The following is a 20,791-nucleotide window of genomic DNA, read 5'->3' on the forward strand; positions in this document are numbered from 1 at the left end:
AAGACTCCACGTAAACAACGAAGCCTTCATGCTATTGGTGAGTTGTCTTATCCAGTGGTGGATAATTTTCGACTTTATGGCGCCTGAAAATCTCCAATGAGCCAACGTCTCCAGGGCATCGAAGAGTTTGTCGCCGCGGCAGAGGCGGGCAGCTTTGCGCTCGCGGCGCAGCGGCTGCACGTTACGAGGTCGGCGGTTGCCAAGAGCATTGCGCGGCTCGAGGCTAGGCTGGGCACGCGGCTTTTTCTGCGCACCACGCGCAGCCAAAGCCTCACGGAAGAAGGCCACGGCTACTACGAGCGCTGCCGCCGCGCGCTGGCAGAGCTCGACGCGGCTGAGGCCATGACCGATGCCGCCCGCAGTACCGCCACCGGGGTGGTGCGCCTCAGCATGCCCGCGATGCTCGGGCGGCTCAGGGTGGGGCCGCTGCTGCTGGCGCTTGCCCGCCGGCACCGCGGCCTTTCTCTGGAGCTTTCATTCAACGACCGGCGCGTGGACCTCGCGGAAGAAGGCCTGGACCTGGCCATTCGCAGCGGTGAACTGCCGGACACCGCCGACCTGGTCGCCCGCCCGGTCGGCGTGCAGTGGATGGTGCTGTGTGCGGCGCCCGCCTATCTGGCAGCGCACGGGCGCCCGGCGGGCCTGGCCGAGCTTCTTGCCGCTTCGGCGTTGCATGAGGCCGTGCTGTACGCGCGCGACGGACAGATCTCGCCCTGGCGCTTTCACGATGCCGAAGGCCGGCTCATCGAGGTGGTGTTGCCATCGCGGCTGCGCTGCGACAGCGCCGAGGTGCTGCTCGAAGCCGCCATTGGCGGCATGGGCCTGGCGCGCCTGCCGGCCTGGCTTGCAGCGGAAGCACTGGCGGCGGGAACGCTGCTGCGCGTCTTCGAGGAGCCGCAGCCCTTTGGCTTCGAGCTGAACGTGATTCGTTCGAGCAGCCGCTATCTGCCGTACAAGACCCGGGTGGTGATCGACTGGCTTGCGGAGCACCTGCCGCCCCTCCTGGCTCCGCCTGTGGCGGCCTACTGAGCGGCTTTGCCCGCTATCCTGCGGCCTTGTCGTCGCCTTCCACATTTCATTCACCTGCCGGAGAACGCATGCGCCTCTTTGCCTTCAGAAACAGCGCGGCCCCTGCCGCTGCCGCCATTGCAGGTGTGCTGGCCTTGTTCTCGGCAGGCGCCGGGGCGCAGGGCACGACGGTGAACGCGCTCTGCAGCACCGACGCGAGCTGGTGCGAGGCGGCCGCCGCCGCCTTCACGCGCGAAACCGGCATCAAGGTGCAGCAGGCGCACAAGGGCACCGGCGAAATCGGCGCCCAACTGCGCGCCGAGGCGGCCAACCCCAAGACCGACATCTGGTGGGGCGGCACGGGCGATCCGTTTCTCCAGGCAGCCGAGCAGGGCCTGCTGGAGCCTTACCGCCCGGCCTACATCAACGACCTGCACGACTGGGCGGTACGCCAGTACGCCATGTCGCAGAACATGGTGGGCGGCTTCTACACCAGCGCCATCGGCTTCGGTTTCAACACCGACCTGCTCAAGAAAAAGAAGCTGAGCGAGCCCAGGTGCTGGGCCGACCTCATCAAGCCCGAGTACAGGGGCGAGATCGAGATTTCGCACCCCGCTTCAAGCGGCACGGCTTACACCATCATTGCGGGGCTGGTGCAGCAGATGGGCGAGGACGCGGCCTTCGAATACCTGAAGAAGCTGCACCGTAACGTCACCAGCTACACCCGCAGCGGCCAGGCGCAAGCGCCCAACGTGGCCAAGGGCGAGGTGGCCATCGGCGTGAGCTTCATCTTTGGGTTCGAGCGCTGGCGGTACGACAAATTTCCTGTCAAGACCGCCGCGCCCTGCGAAGGCACGGGCTACGAGGTGGGCGGCATCGCACTGGTCAAGGGCGCGCGCAACAAGGAGAATGCCAGGCGGTATTACGACTGGCTCATGAGCCCGGCCGGCCAGGCGATCGGCGGGCAGGCCGGGAGCCTGCAGTCCCCGGCCAACAAGACTTTCAAGCCCGACCCGCGCATTCCGTCGATGAACGACGTGAAGCTCATCAAGTACGACTTCGAGAAATACGGCAAGGCCGCCGAGCGAAAGCGGCTCATCGACCGCTGGACCCGCGAAGTGGAATCCCAGGCCCGGTAGGCCGGGCCGGGTTCCACGCCGCTGCAACAAACGCGGCCTATTGTTTTTTGGGGCACCAGCCCCAACTCGCAGAGTTGGTGAGTCGGACGTGCGGTCAACGCACCCGGCTTAGAATTTTTTGGTTTCGATATTTCTTCTTTCCCATGGCTGATTCTTCCAATACGAAACTACCGTTCCAGGCTGAAGTCGCGCAACTGCTGCATCTGGTCACGCATGCGCTGTACTCCAACAAGGAAATCTTCCTGCGCGAGCTGATCTCGAACGCATCGGACGCCTGCGACAAGCTGCGCTTCGAGGCCATCGACCACCCCGAGCTGTACGAAGACCAGCCCAACCTGGACGTGCGCCTTTCGTTCGACAAGGCCGCGCGCACCATCACCATTACCGACAAGGGCATCGGCCTGTCGCGCCAGGAAGCCATCGACAACCTGGGCACCATTGCAAAAAGTGGTACCAAGGACTTCATGAGCAAGCTCAGCGGCGACCAGAAGGCCGACGCGCAGCTCATCGGCCAGTTTGGCGTGGGCTTCTACTCGGGCTTCATCGTGGCCGACAAGATCACGGTCGAATCGCGCCGCGCCGGCCTGCCGCCCGAAGAGGGCGTGCGCTGGGTGAGCGGCGGCGCGGGCGACTTCGAAGTGGCCGACATCACGCGCGCCGAGCGCGGCACCAGCATTACGCTGCACCTGCGCGAAGACGCCGACGAATACCTCAACGCCTGGAAGCTCAAGCAGATCGTCGGCAAGTATTCCGACCACATCTCGCTGCCCATCCTCATGGAAAAAGAGGAATGGAAAGAAGGCGAGAACGACCAGCCCGGCGACATGGTCAAGACCGGCGAATGGGAAACGGTCAACAAGGCCAACGCCCTGTGGAGCCGCAACAAGAAGGACATCACGCCCGAGCAGTACGAAGAGTTCTACAAGACCATCAGCCACGACTACGAGGCGCCGCTCGCCTGGAGCCACAACCGCGTGGAGGGCAGCACCGAGTACACGCAGCTGCTCTACATTCCCTCGAAGGCGCCGTTCGACCTGTGGAACCGCGACAAGAGCGCGGGCGTCAAGCTGTATGTGAAGCGCGTCTTCATCATGGACGACGCCGAGGCGCTGCTGCCGAGCTATTTGCGCTTCGTGAAGGGCGTGATCGACTCGTCCGACCTGCCGCTCAACGTGAGCCGCGAACTGCTGCAGGAAAGCCGCGACGTGAAGGCGATTCGCGAGGGCAGCACCAAGCGCGTTCTGGGCATGCTCGAAGACCTGGCCAAAAAGCAGAAGACCGGCCCGGAAAGCAGCGAAGGCAAGATCGACGTGGGTTCGGGCGAATCGGTGCCCGCACCCGAGCCGACCGAGGCGGTGACCGACGTGGTCGACAAGAATGCGCCGACGGCCGCCGAAACCGCCGCCGCCGCGGCAGACGAATCGGGCAAGTACGCCAAGTTCTATGCCGAGTTTGGCGCCGTGCTGAAAGAAGGCCTTGGCGAAGACTTCGGCAACCGCGACCGCATTGCCAAGCTGCTGCGCTTTGCCTCGACCACGAGCGACACCGTGAGCGTGAGCTTTGCCGACTACAAGGCGCGCATGAAGGAAGGGCAGGACGCGATCTACTACATCACGGCCGACACGCTCGCCGCCGCCAGGAACAGCCCGCAGCTCGAGGTTTTCAAGAAGAAGGGCATCGAGGTGCTGCTCATGACCGACCGCGTGGACGAGTGGGCGCTCAACTACCTGACCGAGTTCGACGGCACCCCGCTGCAAAGCGTGGCCAAGGGCGCGGTCGATCTTGGCAAGCTGCAGGACGAGGCCGAGAAGAAGGCCGCCGAAGAGGCCGCCGAATCGTTCAAGCCGCTGCTCGAGAAGCTCAAGGAAGCACTCAAGGACAAGGCCGGCGACGTGCGCGTGACCACGCGCCTGGTCGATTCGCCCGCCTGCCTGGTGGTGCAGGACGGCGGCATGAGCACGCAGCTTGCGCGCATGCTCAAGCAGGCCGGCCAGCCCGCACCCGACCTGAAGCCGGTGCTCGAAGTGAACGCCGAGCACGCGCTGGTGAAGAAGCTCGACGGCTCCGAGCACTTCGACGATCTGGCAAACATTCTTTTCGACCAGGCGCTGCTGGCCGAAGGCGGCCTGCCGGCCGATCCCGCGGCCTACGTGAGGCGCGTGAACGCGCTGCTGGTGTGAAAGCCCGGCCGCGCATCGCTCGGGCAGGGGCCGTCGCTTCGGCGGCGGCGTTGCTGGTCTTGATGAGCGGCTGTTCTCACTACCACATAGGTATTCCGCTGGTGCCCGGGCTCTCACTCGGCCTGGGTGCCACCAAGGACGGCAATTTCTCGGTCGGTCTCAACACCGGCTGGGGCCCGCTCGGTGCCGGAGTGGCCGTCAACAACTCGGGCGTGGTGGCCGGTTCTGCCGGCGTGGGTGTGGGCGTTGGCGTGGGGCCTGTCGGCACCGGCGTAGGCGTGAGCAAGAGCGTGGTGTTGCACGACCCCAATGCCGCCGCTGCGCGCGTTTCTTACCGGCCGGCCGCGGTGGCGCAAGCCGGTGAGCTCGGCACGCCTGCCAATCCCGTCGCGCCCTGATCGCCGCGAGTCGAGGTGCGGCGCAGGCCGCCCTCAACGATGCGCTGCCAGGCTCAGGAGCAGCACGGTCCAGTGCTGCAGGCGGGCAAGCGCGTACTTGCGGCCCTCCATCGCATGGTGGCCGTCAGCGCTTTTGCCGATGGCGAGCAATTCATTGGCAGCCGCGGTCACGTCGTGCGCAAAATCTTCCGCGTTGCCGCGCCACACCACGGTGCGGTGCTGCAGCCCCAACTGAGCCGCGCGTTCCGCATTGATCGCCTGCTCGGGTTGGTCGGTCAGCACCAGCAGGATCGGCTTGCGGTACACCGCTGCGACAGACAGCGCCGCCATGCCCGGCGCCGAGACGATGAAGGCGCTGCGCGCGGCCGTGTCGATCCAGTGCTCGTCCTGTGCATGCCAGCCCCTGCTGTGCGCGTAGCCCTCGCCCACAAGATGCGTGGGCACGCCGGTATCGGCCAGCCCGTGTTCCAGGCCGTCGGCCAGCGCACCTTCCTCGAAATGCGGGTTCAGGTACACTGCGGCTGGCGGCTCGATGTGCGGATGTGCGCCGGCATGCACCTCAGCATCGGCGCGTGCCACGGCTACTGGCGTGGCCAGCCGGTGGCCGCCGCGTCCATCGTGCAGCGGCTCGCCGTAGCCGAAGTCATGCGCGATGCGGGCACGGGCGCGGTCGATCTGCCAGGCGACGATGCGGCCGAACAGCTGGGCCGTCCACCCCGGCATGCGTCCGCTGAAGTTGGTTTCGAGCGCACGCCGCAGGCTGTCGCCGTAGACGTGCACCACCTTGTGCCGCCAGCCCGGCATCCAGCCCATGAAGAGCAGCGCAGGGTGGAAAGAATCGTTCACCACCAGGTCGGCATTGCGGAACCACCTGCTCAGCCGCACGATGTCGCGCAGCATGCGCCCGGGCCTGAACATGTAGTGCGCCACGTTGCGGTCGGTCTCGCGGCGCAGCATGTTCTGGCGGCTGTCGAACTGCACCGCATAGTGGCGCGAGAGCACCGGCGCATGAATGCCGAAGCCCGCAAGAAAGCGCGCGCCTTCATCGGAGGTGGTGAGCACCTGCACGCTGGCGCCCGCATCGCGCAATGCATGCGCGAGCAGCTGCGAGCGCATCAAATGGCCGCGCGCGTCCGCAGTCGCAAGATAGACGATGCGTGGCGGCATCGGCGCTCAGGCGTGCATCGGCCGTGCGGCACCGGGCCGAAGGCGCAGCGCCAGGCCGGCAAGGTACATGCCCAGTGCGCCGGTAATGCCAAAGCCGCGTTCGGTATTGCGCACCTCGCGCATCAGCAGCGCGAGCCGCGCCTCTTCGTGCGGTGCCACGCAGCGCTGCAGCGTATGGCTGCACAGGCGAGTGTGGCGGTCCTCATCGGCCAGCACGCGCGTGAGCAGCGGGTGCAGTGCATGCCCGGTACCTATCAGCGCGCAATGGCGCTGCAGGATGCGTGCGGCCATCTGCTCGGCAGCCAGGCCAATGGCGTAGGCCGGCACCAGGGCGCCATGCGAAAAGTGCGGCGCATGGCTGCGGATGAGCCGCTGCCACCGCGCGAGCTTGCGTCGGCTCAGCCAGTCGGGCTGCGGCGCTTCTTCAGGCGACGCGGCGGCCTGCGCGTGGCCCCCGCGCTCGGCGATGGCGTCGGCAAAAAGCCGCGCATGCAATTGCTCGTCGGCCAGGTGCTGGTCGAGTTGCCGTGTGAGCCAGTCGGGTGCGCTCGCGCGCAGTTCACGCTGCAGGGCCTGCTCCGAAGATTCCTCGCCGACCAGGTACAAACGCAGCAGCAAGATTTCACCGTCGCGGCTCGCATGCAACTGCCGCAAGGCGCCTCGCTTGACGTGGTGCACCAGGCGCGCCTGCAACGCGGGCCAGCCGCGCAGCCTCGGCGGCGCAAGGCAGTCGAAACCGGTGGCCGGCAAAGGCGTTTCAGCGGGCATCGGCCACTGCCCTGGACAGCGGGGCTTGTTGCTGCTGCCAGCCGAGCACGAGCCCGATAAAGCTGTCTTGCAGGAAGGCGCGCGCCGAGGCGTCGGCCTCGGCAAAGTCATGCTGCCGCCCGTCGTAGCGCAGATAGCCCTTGCCGTTGGCGGCACCGAGCACGAGCTTCTCGTTCTTCCTGAAGCCGTTCTGCAGCAGCGGCTGCAACTGCGGGCGCGATTCGAGGCCGTAGAGGAACAGGTCGCGCTGCACCACCTGGCGCGGAATCTGTCCGCTCAGCGCCTGCAGCTCGAGCGACCAGTTGCCTTGCCGCATGGCTTCTGCAAGCTCCCGGCCCTTGGCCGAGGGCGCGCGAAACTGCGCACGCGCCACCGACTTGGACGCCTTGCGCAGGCCCAGCCCAACGGTGATGTCCGCGTCCTTGGCAACGCCGGTGCGGTTGTCGCGCACCTGCACCACCTCGTTCGCGAGGCGCGCGGCAAGCGATGGCTTGGAGAGCGTCTCGCTGATCTGCGTGGGCGTGAGCACCACGCGCTCGCTGTTGCCTTCGATCACCACGACCTGGTAGGGGTCGATGCGGATGTCGCTGAACTCCCCGCCGATGGGCGAATGCGCATGACTGCTCACCGACCATTCGTTGCCCGAGCGGCTCAGCAGCGCATGAAAGGTGAGCGGCACGCGCTGGCCGCCGGACGATTGGCCGGAGCCGTGCAGCAGCACGTCGCCCACGATGGCCTTGTCGGCGTAGCCGCGCGGATTGGCAAAGCGGATGGTGTGCGCGGCGCTGTCGAGTGCGGCGCGCGTGTCGGCGTCGTCCAGCGCAAGGCGATTGCATTCGTTCGCGGAGCCTGCCAGTGCGGCAAAGGGGCAGCCGCTCTCGGACTTGAAGTTGAAGACCCCGCGGCCGGTGAAATCGGCGGCGTTGGCCGTCACGGCGGCCGTGGCGCAGGCACCGGCCAGCACCAGCGAGGCAATGCGAAGCGCGTGCGCGCTGAAAGTTATTTTCATGTGGGGCGATGGTAGGAGAGTGCCTGGGCGTCGGCGTTGGTGCGGCCGGTGGTGTGCCAGCCGATGCCGCGCGCGAATGCGCCCAGCATGTCGATGGCCGAGAAGCCCAGGATCAATGCCACGCCCGCGAGCCAGCGCATGCCGGAGAGGCGTGGCAGGTCTTGGTGGTTGAGCGCGCGCATGCTGAAGCCGAGCCGCGTGAACAGCACGCACAGCGGGCCGATGGGCCCGCTCTTCGCGAGCCACTGCCACCTGGCGGGCACGTAGCTGCGCAAGAGGTGCGGCGTGAGCGAATACGTGTCTTGCCCGCGCATCCAGCGCAGCTTCAGCGCCTCGGCGCGGGTGTCGGGCAGGCGGTGCTCGGTATGGGCGGCGGCTGCGTAGTGAATGGGCACGCCGGCCGCCTTCAGGCGCATGCCCAGCACCTGGCAATGCGCGCGGTACACGCCGTCGAGCGCCTGGTAGCTGTGCCGTTCGAACACGTCGCGGCGGAATGCCACGTTGTTCGCGTAGAAGTTGCTCGTGGCGCCTGCGTGGTCGGCATTGGGAAAGTACATGAAGTCGATGGTGGTGAGCGCGGTGCCGACCACGTTGGCCGCATAGCTTGTGCGGCCGGCCACCACCGCGGGCGCATCGGCGCGGGTAAAGGGCGCGAGCATCTGCAGCAGCCAGTCGTCGTCGGGCAGGCAATCGGCATCGGCGAACACCACGTGGTCGCAGCGCGCTGCATCGGTGGCGCCGAAGCCTGCGTTCTTGGCGTCGTAATAGCCGGTGGCGGGGTCGATGCGCACAAAGTCGACCGGGCGGCCCGCGAGCGCCTCTACCGCATCGCACGACGCGGCGCTGAGGCAGTCATGCGTGATGACCACTTGCGCGAGTGCCGTGAGCGGGAGCTCCTGCTTTGCCAGCAGGCCGACGAGGCGCTGCAGGCTCGTGCTCGCGGCTGCCTCGGCGTCCGCACCGCCGCGCAGGTTGTTGGTCTCCAGGACCAGCGCGGTGCGCGCGGCAACGTCATGGGGCATCATCGAATTTTTTCTCCGGGCATTGTTTTGAAGGCTTGCATCCTGCTTTTATCTCACAACCGCCGAGGCTGCCAGTGCCTCGAGAGCCGGGCGCACGAATGAAGGTGAGCCTTTTCGGCGCCGGCTACGTCGGCCTGGCCTTTGCCGCATGCCTTGCCGAAGCGGGGCACGAGGTGCTTTGCGCCGACGCGGATGCCGCCCGCATCGAAGGATTGCAACAGGGCCGCATGCCCCTGCATGAGCCCGGACTGGAGGCGCTGGTGGCAGCGGGGCAGGCTGCCGGCACCCTTCGCTTCACCACCGACGAACGCGCGGCAAGCCTGCATGGCGAGGTTCTTTTCATCGTGGTCAACACGCCGGCCGATGCGGCGGGCGAGATCGATCTGCGTCATGTGATGGCCGTGGCGCGCAGCATCGGCCGGCACCGCGATCGGCCGGGGCTCGTGGTCTGCAAGTCCACCGCGCCGGTCGGCACGGCGGAACAGGTCGAGGCCGTGCTGGTCGATGAGTTCTTGCAGCGCGGCGCGGCCCATCGCATTGACGTGGCTGTGAACCCCGAGTTCTTGCGCGAAGGTTCGGCCGTGCGCGATTGCCGCCAGCCCGACCGCGTGGTGATCGGTGCGGAAGACCCGGAAGCCGTCGACTTGCTGGCCAGGCTCTACCGGCCCTTCGTGCAAGACCCGAAGCAGGTGCTGGTGATGGACCGCCGCTCCGCGGAACTCACCAAGTACGCGGCCAATGCCATGCTTGCAACGCGCATCAGCTTCATGAACGAGATGGCGCGCGTGGCAGAGCATGCGGGGGCCGACATCGAGATGGTGCGCCGCGGCATCGGTGCCGATCCGCGCATCGGCCCCGGTTTTCTGCAGGCCGGTGCCGGCTACGGCGGCTCATGCCTCGCGAAGGACGTGCGCGCGCTGCGGCATGCGGCAGACCGCGACGGGTACGGGCTTCGCATCCTGTCGGCGGTGGAGGCCACCAACCACGAGCAGAAGGGCCGGCTCTTCGACCTGATGACGCACCACTTCGAAGGCCGCATCGCCGACAAGACGATTGCCCTTTGGGGCCTTGCATTCAAGCCCGACACCGACGACATGCGCGACGCGCCCAGCCTTGTGCTGCTGGAGCGCCTGCGGGCGGCCGGAGCGCGTGTGCAGGTGCACGACCCGGCGGCCATGCCGAACGCGCGCGCGATGGTGGGCGAGCACGGCGACGTGCGCTGGTGCGACACGCCGGAGCAGGCGCTCGAGGGTGCCCACGTGCTGGCACTGGTGACCGAGTGGCCGGTGTTCCTGTGCCCGGATTTCTCGCACATTGCGGCGACGCTCGGAACCCCGGCGATCTTCGACGGCCGCAACATCTACGACGCGGCAGAGGTCGAGGCTGCCGGCATCGCGTACTACGGCATCGGCCGCGGCCGCTCAGTGCTGCGCTGAGTCGTCGTCGTCGACAGGCAGGAAAGCGCTGCCCGGCGTGAGCGGCGCATACCGGTAGCTCGCCGGCGTGCGGCCCAGCTTTACGGGCGCACCGATGCCACGGTAGCCGCCGGGCATCTCCACCACCATTTCGCGGTGCAGCGTGTGCGGGTGCTGCAGCGCATCGGCCACGGGCAGCACCGGCGCGGCGGGCACGCCGGCGGCCATCAGCTGTTCGACCAGCGCGCGTCCGTCGAAGGCAGCCATGGCCGCCTCGAGCCGCTGCTTGAGCCCGTCGCGGTGAACAGAGCGCGCACCCGCCGTGCGGTAGAGCGGATCGTCCGCCAACCCGGGCAGGCCGATGCAACGGCACAGGCTGGCGAATTGCCGGTCATTGCCCACCGCCACGAATACCGGGTCGGTGCCGGTGGCCAGCGCGTCGTAGGGGTAGATGTTGGGATGCGCGTTGCCGGTGCGGCGCGGCGCGGTGCCGTCCATGAACCAGTTGGCCGCATGCGGATGCAAGAGCGAAAGGCCGCTGTCGTAGAGCGCCGCTTCCACGAACTGCCCGCGCCCGCTGCGCTGGCGCTCTTGCAGCGCGAGCAGCACGCCGATCACCGCATTGAGCCCCGTCACCATGTCGACCACCGGCAAGCCCACGCGCAGTGGACCGCCATCGGCCTCGCCGTTGATGCTCATGATGCCGGTCATGGCCTGCACCGCGGCGTCGTAGCCGGGCAGCGCGCCGAGCGGGCCGTCCGCGCCAAAACCCGAGACGCGGCACCACACCAGGCGCGGAAAGCACTCCGAAAGCGCCTCGTAGCCGATGCCCCAGCGCTCCATCGTGCCGGTCTTGAAGTTCTCGATCAGCACGTCGGCCTCGGCCACCAGCGCAAGCAGCGCCTCGCGGCCTTCCTCGGTCGAAAAGTCCAGATGCTGCACGCGCTTGTTGCGGTTGAGCCCGTGGTAGTAAGAGGCCACGCCCTCCTTGAAGGGCGGACCCCAGGTGCGCGTGTCGTCGCCCTGGGGCGGCTCCACCTTCAGCACGTCGGCGCCGTGGTCGCCGAGAATCTGGCCGCAATAGGGGCCGCCGAGAATGCGCGAGATGTCCAGAACGCGGATGCCCGCGAGGGCGCCTTGGGTCGATGTCATGGGCTGTGTCCGGTGCCGTGCAATCAATCGAGCTGCGCGCCGGATTTCTTCACCACCGCGCTCCACTTGGCCGATTCAGCCGCGATGAACTGGCCGAGCTTCTGTGGCGAGGTGTCCGCAGAAGCTTCGAGCCCTTGGGCGGCGAACATCTGCTTGACCTTGGGCGAGTTCAGCACCTCGGCAAAGGCATGGTTGAGCTTGGCCACGCGGTCCGCAGGCGTGCCGGCCGGCGCCACGATGCCGAAGAACACGCTCACGTCGTAACCCTTGTAGCCTTGCTCCGAAATGGTCGGCACCTCGGGCAGCGCCTGCGAGCGCGCCACCGTTGCCACGCCCAGCGCGCGCAGCTTGCCCGCCTTCACATAGGGCAGCGCCGTAAGAATGTCGGTGAAGGTCATGCTCACCTGGTTGCCCAGCAGGTCGTTGAGCGCGGGGCCCGTGCCCTTGTAGGGAATGTGCTGCAGGTCGGTGCCCGCCACCGAGTTGAACAGCACGCCCGCCAGGTGCGAAGAGGCACCGTTGCCCGACGACGCGTAGCTCAGCTTGCCCGGGTTGGCCTTGGCATACGCCACCAGTTCGGGCACGGTTTTTACCGGCAGGGCAGGGTTCACCACGAGGATGTTGGGCAGGTAGCCGACCTGGATCACAGGAGCAAAACTCTTGACCGGGTCGTAGCTGATCTTCCGGTAGAGGCTTGCGTTGATGGCGAGCGGGCCCGAGGTGCCGAACAGCAGCGTGTGGCCGTCGGCTTCGGCGCGCGCAACGTATTCCGCGCCGATGTTGCCGCCCGCGCCGGCGCGGTTCTCCACGATCATCGGCTGGCCGAGGCGGTCTTTCATCTCTGCCGCCAGCGTGCGGGCCATCGCATCTGTGGGGCCGCCGGGCGGGAAGGGCACGACCAGCATCAACGGCTTGGAAGGGAAGGGGCCCTGGGCTTGTGCGGCGGGTGCCGTGGCCAGCAATGCGGTGCAGGCGACTGCGGCAGCAAAGAAGTGGGTGAGGTGTCGCAAGATGATGTCTCCGTTCTTGTGTGAATCAGGCAATGGCTTCGGTGCTGCGCGCCGCGGCGCTGTTCCAGTCCGCAGGCATTGCGTCGGGCGCGAGCGGGTCGCGCGGCAGCACGCGGTGCAGCAGCACGAGTTGCGCCCACCGCAGGCGCGGTGCTGAACCGCCGTGCGCGGCTTCCCATGCCATCGCGATGGCGCTGGTGCAGTGGTAAAGCGCTGATGCGGCCTGGCGCGCGAGCACGTCGCCGCCTTCGCGCGCGGCGGTTTCGGCCAACGCTGCGGCGCGTGCCAGTGCATCGCGCAGCGCCTGCGCAAAAGCCGGCGCGAGCGCTGCGTCGCCCAGCAGCTTCTCGCAGTGCGAGCGCAGCACCGGCAGCGAGCCTTCGCGCTTCACCGCGCGGATCACGTCCAGCGCCACGATGTTGCTGGTGCCTTCCCAGATCGAGCCCAGGTGGGCATCGCGTACCAGGCGCGGATCGCTCCACTCTTCGATGTAGCCGCAACCGCCGCGCACTTCCATCGCATCGCCCGTTACCTTGCGCGCATCGCGGCAGGCGCGGAACTTGATGAGCGGCGTGAGGATGCGCAGCAGTGCATACGCGTCGGGCTCACCAGCGTCGGAGCGCGCGAGCGCCAGCGCCGTCTGGCACACCATGGTGCGTGCCTGCTCGGCCGGCACGCGCAGCTTGTCCAGCTGGCGTTGCATCAGCGGCATCTGGTCGAGCGTGCGGCCGAAGGCACGGCGCTGCGACGCGATGTATTCGGCTTCGGCCACCGCGCGGCGCATGAGGCCCGCTGCGCGCACGCCGTTCGACAGGCGCGAGTTGTTCACCATGTCGGCCATCTGCACGAAACCCCGGCCCTCTTCGCCCACAAGGTAGGCGACCGCGCCTTCGAGCCGGATCTCGCCGCTCGCCATCGAGCGGGTGCCCAGCTTGTCCTTCAGCCGGATGATGCGGTAGCGGTTGAGGCTGTCGTCATCGAGACGGCGCGGCAGCAGAAAGAGCGACACGCCCTTCATGCCCGCCGCGCCGTCTTCGGCGCGCGCGAGAACCATTGCAAAGTCGGCATCGGGGTTGGAGCAGAACCACTTGTCGCCGGTGATGCGCCAGCTGCCGTCGGCCTCTCTCCGGGCCATCGTCGCGGTGGCGGCAATGTCCGAGCCCGCGGCCTGCTCGGTCATGAACATGGCGCCCTGCGCAAGCTCGTCGAAGTCCAGCGAGGTGAGGCGCGGCAGAAAGCGCGCGACCAGCCCTGCGTCGCCGAATTTCTTGAGCGTGCGCGTGAGCGAATCGGTCATCGAGACCGGGCAGCACAGGCCGAACTCCGCCTGCACGAAAAGATAGGTCAGCACGTACTTGACCAGCGGCGGCATCTTGCCTTTCCAGCCCAGCGTTTCGTCGCGGTGCGACATGGCGGCCAGGCCGAACTCGCTGAGCGCCAGGCGTTCCATCTCCACATAGGCCGGGTGCTTGACGACCTTCTGCTCGTCGAGGCCGGTGCGGGTGCGCTGCTTCAGCGTGGGCGGATTGCGGTCGGCGGTGCCGGCCAGTTCGTCGAGCGGGCCGCCCGCCAGGCCGCCCAGGCGCTCGAAGTGCGGCTGCATGTGGACGCGCAGGTCGTCGGGAAGGTACAGCGCGAGCAGCCGGTGCAACTCGGCATCGGCGGTGAACAGGTTCTGGCCGTGGCGGTCGGGAATGGGATGGGCGTGCGCGGCTTGCGGCGCGGCGTGTGCGGCGTTTTCAGGCATGCGTTTGTCTCCTGGTTCGCCGCATTGTTGAAGCAGCAACGATCCGTGTCTAATATCGAATTGGTCTTGTTCGATTCGATCTGCCTATTCATGGAGCTGCGACACCTGCGCTATTTTTCTGTGCTGGCCGAAGAGCTTCACTTCGGGCGAGCGGCGCGGCGCCTGTCGATTTCGCAGCCACCGCTCTCGGTCGCCATTCGCCAGCTCGAAGACTCCGTGGGCGCGCGGCTCTTCGAGCGCAACAGCAAGGAGGTGCGGCTCACGCATGCGGGCGAGGCGCTGCGTATTTCGGCGCGGCGCCTGTTGCAGCAGGCCGAAGAGGCGGCCACCGAAGCGCGCGACGTGGCAAGCGGTTCTGCGGGGCGGCTGCGCATCGGCTTCGTGGGTGCCATGCTCTACCGCGGATTGCCGCCGGCGCTGCGGGCATTCCAGGCCAGGCACCCGGCAGTGCGCATCACACTCAGCGAACTCAATTCGGGCGTGCAGATTTCCGAGCTGCTGCACGACCGGCTCGATCTTGGGTTTGTTCATACGAGCCGCATGCCGCCCGAGCTGCATCACCGCTTGCTGGTGTCCGAGCCCTTTGTGTGCTGCCTGCCCGCGGGGCATTCGCTCGCGCGCAAGAGGGTGCTGGCGCCGGCCGACCTGCACAGCCAGCCCTTCGTGCTGTTCTCGCGCGAGGCCTCACCCGACTATCACGAGCGCATTCTTTCGATTTGCGCCGATGCGGGCTTCCTGCCCGAGGTGCGGCACGAGGTGCGCCACTGGCTGGCCGTGGTGTCGCTGGTGTCGCAGGGCATGGGCGTGGCGCTGGTGCCGCAGGCCATGCGGCACTCGGCGCTGCGCGGCGCCGTGTTTCGCCCGCTCGACCGTGCGGTGGCGCAGTCGGAAGCCTATGGCGTGTGGCGCGCGGGCCCGTCCAACGTGCTCGTGGAGCGGCTCCTGCAAGGCGTGGCGGAAGCCGCCGCTCAGGCGTAGAGCGGCTCTTCGGCCATTTGTTCGCACTGCTCCTGCAGCACGAGGATCTGGCCCTTCCAGTAGTCGCTGGAGCCGAACCACGGAAAGTTGATCGGGAAAATCGGGTCTTCCCAGCGGCGCGCGAGCCAGGCGCTGTAATGGATGAGCCGCAGCGTGCGCAGCGGTTCGATCAGCGCGAGTTCGCGGCGATCGAATTCACGGAACTGTTCGTAGCCGTCGAGCAGGCCCGACAGCTGCGAGGTGCGCTGCGCGCGGTCGCCCGAAAGCAGCATCCACAAGTCTTGCACCGCAAAGCCGGTGCGCGCGTCGTCCAGGTCGACGAAATGCGGGCCGCCGCCGGGCCGGTCGGTAGGCGTCCACAAAATGTTGCCGGGGTGCACGTCGCCATGCAGGCGCAGCTTGCGCGGCTGGAACTCCGAGGCCGGCGCATTCACCGCAAGGGCGGTGGCACCGATCATGTCCAGCGCTTCGTTGCAGGCCGCTTCCCATTCGCGCTGCACATCGAGCGGCACCTTGTTGTTGGCCAGCAGCCAGTCTCGAGAGGCAATGCCGAAGGTCTGCAGGTCGAGCGCGGGGCGCGCCTCGAAGGGCTTGGCACTGCCCACGGTGTGGATGCGCGCAAGGAACCGGCCGACCCATTCGAGCACCTCGAAGTCGTCGAGCTCGGGCGCGCGCCCGCCGCGGTAGGGGCTCACGCTGAAGGCAAAACCGGCGTGGTGGTGCAGCGTGGTGCCGTCGAAGGCCAGCGGCGGCACTGCGGGCACCTCGCCCGCGGCCAGTTCGAGCGAGAAGGCGTGTTCTTCAAGAATCTCGGCTTCGCTCCAGCGCTCGGGCCGGTAGAACTTGACGACGACCGCACTGCGGTCTTCCAGGTACACCTGGTAGACACGGTTTTCATAGGAGTTGAGGCCGGTGAGCCGGCCATCGCCGTGCAGGCCGAGCGTTGCGAGCGCGTCGAGCACCACGTCGGGCGTGAGGCTCTCGTAGGGATGGGTATTGGCAGGCGCTGCGGGGGAAGGGGTCATGCAGCGATTGTCGCTACCCCCGCGCCGGCGCCCTCAAAGCCCGCCGGGTTGCTTGTAAAGCGAAAGGATATGGCCGGTGCGCGGATCGCCCCTGCCGGCCAGCACCTGCGCGTAGGCCGCCTGTACGGCCTCGCCGCCGTGGTGGTGCTCGGCGCGCAGCCACGGGTTCTTTGCGTCGCTCACTGTCGACAGAAAGCTGCGCCAGGCGGACACCATGCGCCGGCCGAACTCGTCCGCACCCCATTCGGCGGTGCGCTTCTTGATTTGTGCGGGTGCAAAGAACAAGGTGGCGCGCGGGCCCGGCAGATCTTTGCCGGCGCCCTTGGACGAGAGCTGCTCCACATGCGTGCCGCCGATCGAGCAGCTGTATTTGAGATTGGCGAAGCGCGTGTGAATGGCGCTGCGAAGGCCACCGTTGCCGGCAAAGTCGACGTACACGCAGGGCGTATCGGCCGCAATGCTGTCGAGCGCGTCGTATGTCACCACGCGGTCGTAGCAGCCCAGGCTTTCGCAGAAGGCCACGTTGCCGGGCGAGGTGAGGCCGATCACCTCGATGCCTTCGCGCTGGTGCAACTGAAAGGCGGTGCCGTACGCCGTCTTGCTCGATGCGCTCGACAGCAGCATGGTGCCGGCGCCGAAAAAGTCGTTGTCCGCCATGAAGTCGTCGATCAGCCAAGAGGTGATGAACAGCGGGCGCAGCAGCGCCTGCGCATCTTCCGTCTCGGCGGTGTAGAGCGGGTCGGCGTTGCAGCGGAAATACTGGTTGTAGACGGCGGGCAGTGCCGCGCGATGCGGCGCGCCGTCGGCAAAGCGCTCCGGCGACAGCCGCTCGGGGCTCAGCACCGCGCTGGACGCCATCGGCCAGTAGCCATAGAACCGCTCGCCCACCGCCACGCCCGGGTGCAGCGACTGCACCACGCTCGCGAAACCCCAAACCGGAATGCTGCCCCAGCCTTCTTCGCCCGAAGGGAAGAACTGCCAGTAGCTCATTGCATCGCCGAATGCGGCATAGGTGATGTTGTTGGACGTGAGCGCAAAGCTGTCGATGCGAACGCGAACCTGGCCGTAGGCCAAAGGCTGGTCGGTGGCGGTGTGCAGGCGCGAGGCGGCGAGCTCGTCCTTGCGGATCAGGAGGTTGGTGGTGCTCATGGTGTCGATCGATCTCCACGGTGCGTTGAAGGGCGTGCGGCCACATTAGCCAAGCTTGATGAAAGGCGCTATCGCGTTTGCACCTTGCGCGTCGCCCGTGAGACAACGCCGGCCATGAAAAAGCGCCCCGGCTTGTGGCCGGAGCGCTCTTTTTTTTCTGCGCACTCGGCGCGGAATCAGGCGATGGTCAGTTCAACGTCGATGTTGCCGCGGGTGGCGTTCGAGTACGGGCAGACCTGGTGCGCCGTGTCGACCAGCTTCTGCTTTTGTTCAGCGTCCAGGCCGGGCAGCGTGATGGCGAGCTGCACCGAAATGCCGTAGGCCGCGCCGCCGTTCGTCGGGCCGAGGGAAACCTTGGAATCGATGGCCACGTCTTCGGGCACCTTCACGCCGATCTTCGGGCCGACGGCCTTCATGGCGCCGATGAAGCAGGCGGCGTAGCCCACCGCGAACAGCTGCTCGGGGTTGGTGCCGGGCTTGCCCGAACCGGGCGAGCTCAGCTTGACGTCGATGGCGCCGTCGCTGGACTTGCCTGCGCCGTCGCGGCCGCCGACGGTGTGGGCTTCAGCGGTGTAGAGAACCTTGTCGAGTTTGGTGGTCATGGTGATTCCTTTGTGGATGAGGGTGGAGGGAACGGTGAAAAAGAGCTTCTTTTTGGATCGAAGCGGAAGAAAACCTCAGGCCGCTTTTCTGATGCGGTCGCGCAGCGATTGCATCTGCTGGGTAAGCGAAATCAGCTCGGGTACGGAGCACTGGGAGGCAGCCATCAGGCACTCGGGCACGTTGGCTGCGCGCGCCTTGAGCTTGCGGCCGGCGGCGGTAAGCGTGATGTGCACGCGGCGCTCGTCGGCCACGTCGCGCACCCTGGCCACGTAACCGTTGGCTTCGAGCCGCTTGAGCAATGGGGTGAGCGTGCCGGAATCCAGCGAGAGACGTTCGCCGAGTGCGGAGACGGTGGGGCCGTCTTGCTCCCAGAGGGCGAGCATTACGAGGTATTGGGGGTAGGTGAGCTGCAGCTTTTCCAGGACCGGCTTGTAGAGGCGGGTCATGGCCAATGAGGCGGAGTAGACGGCGAAGCAGAGCTGGTTGTCCAGCTTGAGCAATTCGTCTTTGGGTTGGGGGGAGGGCATGGGGGAATTGTAGTTCGCAATTTAATTGTGTGCAATGTAGTTGTTTTAGGTTCAGTTTGGGGGGGGTGTGTTCCGGGGCCGGGAATCCGCCCGGCGGCGGACTCACTTTCTTTTGCTTCGCCAAAAGAAAGTAAGCAAAGAAAAGGCGACCCCACTGTCTGCGACCCTGCGCTTCGCTACGGGCAACCTGCGGTGCTCAGGTTTCGCGGGGTCCGCAGAACTCGCTTCGCTCAAACAGCTGCGGCCCTGATCCGCGAAACCCTCCGCTCCTCGGCGCATACAGAGGGGAGTGCAACCCATGCGGGCCTTTGCTTCGCTCGGCCTCCAGGCCACCGCGGCGCTGCGCGACGCAGTGGTCGGCATTGAGTCGGCTGTTGGTATTGGGTGTTGGGGCCGAGCGAGAGCGAAGGCTGCCCGCTCCCCGCCCCTTCTGTATGCGCCGAGGAGCGCAGATGGAGGCGGGATCAGGGCCGCAGCTGTTTGAGCGAAGCGAGTTCTGCGGACCCCCGCCGGAGTCGAGCACCGCAGGTTGCCCGTAGCGAAGCGCAGGGACGCAGACAGTAGGGGTCGCCTTTCTTTGCTTACTTTCTTTGGCGAAGCAAAGAAAGTGAGTCGCCCGCCGGGGCGACACCCGGCCTCGGAAAACAAACCAAGCCCCGTTAAGCCCGGAACCTCTTCCGAGTCAACCCCAACGCCACCCAAAACGCCACAACCGCATAAACGCCCAACACAGCCGCATGCCGCCCCCACCCCAAAGGCCACTGATCCATAAAAAGAGGCCTCACCAAAGCCACCGCATTAGTCAACGGCAGCCAAGCCGCCACACCCCTCACAGCCGAAGGCAACTGCTCCAAAGGAAAGAACACCCCACTCAAGAACATCATCGGCGTCATGAACAGCGTGAAGTAGTAAGTAAAAAAGTCATACCCCTTCGCCAGCGCATTGAAGATCAGCGCAATCGACGAAAACGTGATCCCCGCGCCCATCAGCACCATCCACGCAACGATCAGCTTCGGGCTGTGGCTGATTCCCAGCCCGAGCATCACGAACAAGATCGCGGTCACCGTAAAGATCGACTTGAACGCCGCCCACAGCATCTCGGCCAGCACGATGTCGTCGAGCCCCACAGGCGCGTTCATGATGCCGTCCCAGGTCTTCTGCACATGCATGCGCGAAAAGGCTGAGTACAGCGCCTCGAAGCTCGCAGCGTTCATTGCGCTCATGCAGATAGAGCCGCTGGCCAGGAAAAGGATGTAAGGCACCTTCACGCCGTCCACCGACACCTGCCCCACCAGCGCTCCCATGCCATAGCCGAAAGCCACGAGCCAGATCAAGGGCTCGGCAATGTTGCCGATGAGGCTCGGTATGGCGAGCTTGCGCCACACGAGCAGGTTGCGCAAAAACACAGGCCACCAGCGCAGCGAGAGTTCGGGGGCGCGCCATACCGATCGCGCTGGCGGCGTGTTGCCCGCTGCTGCTGTTGTCGTCGTCGTCGTGTCGTTCATTGGCTAGCCCTCCTCGCGAATCTGCCGACCGGTGAGCTTGAGAAAAAGATCTTCGAGGTTCGCCGGCCGATGAAAAGTGCGCAGCCGGCCATGCTGCGCCAGCGCATCCAGCAGGCGGCGTGCATCCTGCGTGTAGAAGAACACGGTTTCGCCGCTCACCTCCACGCGCGCCGCCAAAGCCTTGAGCTCCGGTGACTCGGCCAGCGATAGCGCGCCGTTGCCATACACCTCGACCACGTCGGGCTCGAGGTGCTCGGCAATCAGGTCGCGCGGTCGTCCTTCGGCAATCTTGCGGCCATGGTCGAGCACCAGCAGGCGGGAGCACAGTCGCTCGGCCTCGTCCATGAAGTGGGTGGTCAGCAGGATCGACTTGCCCTGCTGCAGCAGCACCTGCAGCCGCTCCCACATCAGGTGGCGGGCCTGCGGGTCGAGCCCGGTGGTGGGTTCGTCGAGCAGCAGCAGCCTCGGGTCGTTCACCAGCGCACGCGCGAGCGAAAGGCGCCGCCGCATGCCGCCGGAAAGCTCACCGGGCTTTGCGTCGGCCTTGTGCGAAAGCGCCGCAAACTCCAGCAGCTGCGGCACGCGCTCGCGCACGTGGGCCTTGCTGAAACCGAAGTAGCGGCCGTACACCACAAGGTTCTCGGCGCAGCTGAAGTCGGGGTCGAGCGTGTCGAACTGCGAGACCACGCCTAGCTGCGCCTTGATGGCAAGCGCATCGCGCGGCATCTGCAGGCCCAGTGCGGAGATCTGGCCGCCGTCGGGCGCGGTCAGGCCCAAGCACATGCGAATGGTGGTGGTCTTGCCCGCGCCGTTCGGGCCGATCACGCCCAGGCATTCGCCGGGCGCAATCTCGAACGACAGATCGTCGACGACCGTGGCGGTGCCATAACGCTTGAGGAGATGGCTGGCCTGGAAGAGGGGGGTGGGAAAAGAAGTGGTCGGCACGCGGCCATTCTGGCCCAGGCCCGTGAAACCTGCCGCCATCGCTT

At 66.5% G+C, this 20,791-nt stretch carries 19 protein-coding genes; 6 read left to right on the forward strand and 13 right to left on the reverse strand.

Annotated elements, in window-relative coordinates; genetic code table 11:
* Window positions 1-96 precede the first annotated feature (96 nt).
* The 4 genes from J2X67_RS16300 to J2X67_RS16315 all read left to right on the forward strand — a co-directional run bounded on the left by J2X67_RS16300 (window position 97) and on the right by J2X67_RS16315 (window position 4,725).
* Window positions 97-1,029, forward strand: a complete 933-nt coding sequence (locus J2X67_RS16300; protein WP_309954320.1) for a LysR substrate-binding domain-containing protein — start codon at window positions 97-99, stop codon at window positions 1,027-1,029.
* A gap of 68 nt (window positions 1,030-1,097) precedes the next feature.
* The gene (locus J2X67_RS16305; protein ID WP_309954321.1) at window positions 1,098-2,147 is read left to right on the forward strand and encodes an ABC transporter substrate-binding protein; all 1,050 of its coding nucleotides are present in this window, start codon (window positions 1,098-1,100) and stop codon (window positions 2,145-2,147) included.
* Window positions 2,148-2,290: 143 nt separating this feature from the next.
* Complete coding sequence (gene htpG / locus J2X67_RS16310; RefSeq protein ID WP_309954323.1) at window positions 2,291-4,327, forward strand: molecular chaperone HtpG; 2,037 nt, start codon at window positions 2,291-2,293, stop codon at window positions 4,325-4,327.
* Window positions 4,328-4,389: 62 nt separating this feature from the next.
* Window positions 4,390-4,725: a hypothetical protein gene (locus J2X67_RS16315; RefSeq protein WP_309954325.1), complete on the forward strand. Its 336-nt coding sequence runs from the start codon at window positions 4,390-4,392 to the stop codon at window positions 4,723-4,725.
* A gap of 33 nt (window positions 4,726-4,758) precedes the next feature.
* Here J2X67_RS16315 and J2X67_RS16320 read toward each other — a convergent pair whose 3' ends face one another.
* From J2X67_RS16320 to J2X67_RS16335, 4 genes are read right to left on the reverse strand one after another with little or no spacing between them, the layout of a single operon-like run.
* A complete protein-coding gene (locus J2X67_RS16320) occupies window positions 4,759-5,892 on the reverse strand; it encodes a hypothetical protein (RefSeq protein ID WP_309954327.1) in 1,134 nt (377 codons plus the stop codon).
* A gap of 6 nt (window positions 5,893-5,898) precedes the next feature.
* The gene (locus J2X67_RS16325) at window positions 5,899-6,660 is read right to left on the reverse strand and encodes a hypothetical protein (protein ID WP_309954329.1); all 762 of its coding nucleotides are present in this window, start codon (window positions 6,658-6,660) and stop codon (window positions 5,899-5,901) included.
* On the reverse strand, window positions 6,650-7,669 hold the full coding sequence (locus tag J2X67_RS16330; protein ID WP_309954331.1) for a hypothetical protein: 1,020 nt from the start codon (window positions 7,667-7,669) through the stop codon (window positions 6,650-6,652). Before J2X67_RS16330 ends, J2X67_RS16325 begins: the two co-directional genes overlap by 11 nt.
* Window positions 7,666-8,694: a glycosyltransferase family 2 protein gene (locus J2X67_RS16335; RefSeq protein ID WP_309954334.1), complete on the reverse strand. Its 1,029-nt coding sequence runs from the start codon at window positions 8,692-8,694 to the stop codon at window positions 7,666-7,668. Before J2X67_RS16335 ends, J2X67_RS16330 begins: the two co-directional genes overlap by 4 nt.
* Window positions 8,695-8,789: 95 nt before the next feature.
* Between J2X67_RS16335 and J2X67_RS16340 the strand changes: the two genes are divergently transcribed.
* A complete protein-coding gene (locus tag J2X67_RS16340) occupies window positions 8,790-10,127 on the forward strand; it encodes a UDP-glucose/GDP-mannose dehydrogenase family protein (protein ID WP_309954336.1) in 1,338 nt (445 codons plus the stop codon).
* Here the strand turns inward: J2X67_RS16340 and J2X67_RS16345 are convergent.
* From J2X67_RS16345 to J2X67_RS16355, 3 genes are read right to left on the reverse strand one after another with little or no spacing between them, the layout of a single operon-like run.
* Window positions 10,113-11,258: a CoA transferase gene (locus tag J2X67_RS16345; RefSeq protein WP_309954338.1), complete on the reverse strand. Its 1,146-nt coding sequence runs from the start codon at window positions 11,256-11,258 to the stop codon at window positions 10,113-10,115. The two genes, J2X67_RS16340 and J2X67_RS16345, sit on opposite strands and share 15 nt — an antisense overlap.
* A gap of 23 nt (window positions 11,259-11,281) precedes the next feature.
* A complete protein-coding gene (locus J2X67_RS16350) occupies window positions 11,282-12,268 on the reverse strand; it encodes a Bug family tripartite tricarboxylate transporter substrate binding protein (RefSeq protein ID WP_409050506.1) in 987 nt (328 codons plus the stop codon).
* A 25-nt stretch (window positions 12,269-12,293) separates the two neighbouring features.
* Window positions 12,294-14,015: an acyl-CoA dehydrogenase family protein gene (locus tag J2X67_RS16355; RefSeq protein ID WP_309954340.1), complete on the reverse strand. Its 1,722-nt coding sequence runs from the start codon at window positions 14,013-14,015 to the stop codon at window positions 12,294-12,296.
* A 90-nt stretch (window positions 14,016-14,105) separates the two neighbouring features.
* Here J2X67_RS16355 and J2X67_RS16360 point away from each other — a divergent pair, with 90 nt between their 5' ends.
* Window positions 14,106-14,993 (forward strand): LysR family transcriptional regulator, encoded by an 888-nt coding sequence (locus J2X67_RS16360; RefSeq protein WP_309954342.1) that lies wholly within the window; start codon window positions 14,106-14,108, stop codon window positions 14,991-14,993.
* Here the strand turns inward: J2X67_RS16360 and J2X67_RS16365 are convergent.
* From J2X67_RS16365 to J2X67_RS16390, 6 genes are all read right to left on the reverse strand, one after another.
* Window positions 14,984-16,018 carry a serine/threonine protein kinase gene (locus J2X67_RS16365; protein WP_309954344.1) on the reverse strand — a complete coding sequence of 345 codons (1,035 nt, stop codon included), beginning with the start codon at window positions 16,016-16,018 and terminating at the stop codon, window positions 14,984-14,986. The genes J2X67_RS16360 and J2X67_RS16365 overlap by 10 nt on opposite strands.
* Before the next feature lie 33 nt (window positions 16,019-16,051).
* Window positions 16,052-17,167 carry a DUF2855 family protein gene (locus J2X67_RS16370; protein WP_309954346.1) on the reverse strand — a complete coding sequence of 372 codons (1,116 nt, stop codon included), beginning with the start codon at window positions 17,165-17,167 and terminating at the stop codon, window positions 16,052-16,054.
* Between the two features lie 176 nt (window positions 17,168-17,343).
* Complete coding sequence (locus J2X67_RS16375) at window positions 17,344-17,769, reverse strand: organic hydroperoxide resistance protein (RefSeq protein ID WP_126750043.1); 426 nt, start codon at window positions 17,767-17,769, stop codon at window positions 17,344-17,346.
* A gap of 75 nt (window positions 17,770-17,844) precedes the next feature.
* A complete protein-coding gene (locus J2X67_RS16380; protein WP_309954349.1) occupies window positions 17,845-18,297 on the reverse strand; it encodes a MarR family transcriptional regulator in 453 nt (150 codons plus the stop codon).
* Window positions 18,298-18,956: 659 nt separating this feature from the next.
* Window positions 18,957-19,802: an ABC transporter permease gene (locus tag J2X67_RS16385; RefSeq protein WP_309954352.1), complete on the reverse strand. Its 846-nt coding sequence runs from the start codon at window positions 19,800-19,802 to the stop codon at window positions 18,957-18,959.
* Between the two features lie 3 nt (window positions 19,803-19,805).
* Complete coding sequence (locus J2X67_RS16390; protein WP_309954354.1) at window positions 19,806-20,786, reverse strand: ATP-binding cassette domain-containing protein; 981 nt, start codon at window positions 20,784-20,786, stop codon at window positions 19,806-19,808.
* Window positions 20,787-20,791: the final 5 nt, after the last annotated feature.

The organism is Variovorax sp. 3319 (assembly GCF_031456585.1).
In the GTDB taxonomy this organism is placed as follows: Bacteria; Pseudomonadota; Gammaproteobacteria; order Burkholderiales; family Burkholderiaceae_C; genus Variovorax; species Variovorax paradoxus_P.